Source organism: Aquiflexum sp. (assembly GCF_977115555.1).
Genome location: NZ_CDSBKL010000478.1, coordinates 1 through 2746 on the forward strand (window position 1 = coordinate 1; position 2746 = coordinate 2746).

A 2746-nucleotide genomic window follows, 5' to 3' on the forward strand; every position below is an offset into this window, starting at 1 on the left:
TCACTTTTGATAAACCAACCTTTGAAATGCTGCAACAGATGGTGTCTGCCTTCAGTCTTTGGGATCGTAACAAAAGCACTGTTGAAGACATAGCTTCCTTTAAAAGTCCGACCTTCACAGATGACAGTTCCATCATCTTTTATTTCCTTGATTTCTTCCTGGACAAAAGTAATGTTTTGAGACGCTTTTATTTTTTCAAAACAAAATCCATAAAAATCCCTGCTCCGAAGCATCTTATAACGATAGGGTTGGATTTCCAGAACTTTGGAAAAAACCGGAGAATGAAAATAGAGTTCATCCCAACTTGCATGAAGGATATGATCAAAGGGACTTGCCTCCTTTTGCCAAAAGCACCAAGTGCGGTCGTTGCTGTTTTTGGCATGCTTATCCAATATCAAAATCCGCTTTTTTTTCAAAGCAGGCTCTTCCAAAATATAAAGTGCCAAACTAAGCCCAGATGCGCCTGCCCCTGCTATGATATAATCAAACTCCTGATTCAATGATTTCTTATTTTATGAGGTTTTAATTTCCAATACCTTTTCAAAACAAATGCTGTTTTCCATGCCGATATATTGGCCATAGTTGGGAATCATCCTGTATCCGCTTTTCATATACAAGGCTACAGCTTCCGCCTGTCTTTTGCCTGTTTCAAGGACACATTTGGAATAACCCATTTCAGAAGTCCAAGTTTCAAGTTCAGCCAAAATTTTCCCTGCGATTCCTTTTCCTCTACTTTCCGGTCTGACAAACATCCGCTTGACTTCCATGGCATCTGATGCAAATTCTTTGATGGCACCACATCCAACAGGCATATCATGTTCATACGCCACCACCACTTGTTTGAGATTTTGGATTTTATTGAATTGGTCATAAAAACCATGTTCCTCTCCGTCAGTCACAGCAAGGTAAGTATCCAATTGGTTTACTAATTTAATAAACTCAGGATTTTGGGAGTCTGTTCGTACAATTTTGAAGTTGTCTGACATTATTTTAATTGGAAGAATTCAAACCAACTTTGTTTAATTTTCTTTTTTATGGTCTGCTTTGATATTAAAAGTAGGTGCCTGATAATCTTTGGGAAGATAATTGGCCGGAATTGTGGTCATATTGCCATCCCTCGCCGAACGGTAATGAGGAGACATGATCTCTATTCCCTTTTCAAAAAACACATCCTGGATATTCTGGTGCAATTCGGAATAGACTTTTGCCATTCTGATGGATTCTTTGGTGAAAGCATTGAGCTGATAGGACACATAGAAATCATCCAAGCTTGTCTGAAAAACAAAAGGCACAGGTTCTTTCATCACCAATTCTGTCCTCAATGCGGCCTCTATCAGCGCAGCGTGTGTTTCCCGCCAAGGCACATCATACCCGATGGTCACTGTTGTATTGACAATAAGTCCTTCGGATTTTGCAAAGGCGCTGTAATTTGTAGTATTTCCACTTAATACAGTAGAATTGGGAATGGTGATTTCCTCATTTTTTATGGTTCTGATACGGGTGACCAAAAGTGTTTTTTCCAACACAACCCCAGTGACATCGCCAATTTTAATCTTATCGCCGATTTTGAACGGCCTCATATAGGTAATCACCAATCCTGCGACCATATTGGCAATAGCCGAAGAAGAACCCAAAGAAAAAAGAACCCCTATAAATACCGAAACCCCCCTAAAAATATTCGAATCCGATCCGGGCAAATGGGGGAAAATAAGGACAATAGTGAAAGCATATAACAACACCCTAACAATGCCATAAGTGGGCATGGCCCAGTCTGAATGAAATCCGGAAAGTTTCAGTTTCTCTGCTTCTATTTCCAAGAAAATATACCTGACAAAACGGATGAAGTAATACATCACAAAGCCAATTACCATAATGGTGGCAAGGTTTGGCATGTAATCCCATACAGCAAACAAAATAGACCTGAAAGGCGACCAAACTAGTGCCAATAAGGAATCTGCCCAACCACGGGTTCTGGGAAAAATACTGAAGCCAATCGACAAAACCGCATACCCAAGGGCAAAGTATAAAAACAAGCGGATACCCCTAAGCAATATCAGAATTCCTTTGAGTTCCTGTTCGGCAGTCAAAAAAGTGTAATCCTTGTAGCTCAGATTTTTTAGAAGTCTAGCTCTATTCTTATTTAGAAACTTTAATATTCTTAAATATCCTTTGTTTAATAGCCAATAAAGGACCAATGCAACTACAAACACGATGAACGTATACAAAATCCTGAATAAGATTTTGCTGATTTTGTTTTCCTCGATGGCATTTTTGATGGATTTGGAAATCCTTCTTTTGGCTTCTTCGGAAATCTCCATCAAATCCCTGTCATAAATCCCCGCATCCAAGGGTGAAACACTCGTCACGATTATGTCTTTGTAGACAAGATCTACAGCGTATTCAGATTGCACAATCGTCAAAGAATCAACATTAAAATTGGGATCATTGTACAGTCTCCTGATCTTATCGGTAATGTGCATTGCCCTTTCGCTGGGAATGGATGTCCCAATTTTGGTAAAAACATAGAATATGGTATCATTCATCACTCCAAGAACCGGAAAGCCTTGTATTCCTTTCCTTACACTGAGCATCTCATTGGCTGTGCTGTCATTTTGAGAAAAAGCAGAAAAGCTGCCCATTAGGAAAGCCATCGCCATTAATATTTTTCTTAAAGTATTTTTCCGAATTCTTGCCATGTTGAAAGTTACAAATTGCCCGAGAATTATTGGTTTGTGGGAAGCATATT

The 2746-nt window shown here is 39.3% G+C and carries 3 protein-coding genes; all 3 read right to left on the minus strand.

Annotation, left to right across the window (positions count from 1 at the left end; translation table 11 throughout):
- Positions 1–500: lycopene cyclase family protein (locus tag ACZFYI_RS18500; RefSeq protein ID WP_462525602.1), on the minus strand; the 500-nt coding region annotated here is incomplete at its 3' end.
- Between the two features lie 12 nt (positions 501–512).
- Positions 513–986, minus strand: a complete 474-nt coding sequence (locus ACZFYI_RS18505) for a GNAT family N-acetyltransferase (RefSeq protein WP_462525603.1) — start codon at positions 984–986, stop codon at positions 513–515.
- A gap of 33 nt (positions 987–1019) precedes the next feature.
- Positions 1020–2746: mechanosensitive ion channel family protein (locus ACZFYI_RS18510; protein ID WP_462525604.1), on the minus strand; the 1727-nt coding region annotated here is incomplete at its 5' end.

Coding starts and splice junctions, on each gene's coding strand:
- ACZFYI_RS18505 (WP_462525603.1), bottom strand. CDS start 986: ATGTCAGACAACTTCAAAATTGTACGAACAGACTCCCAAAATCCTGAG.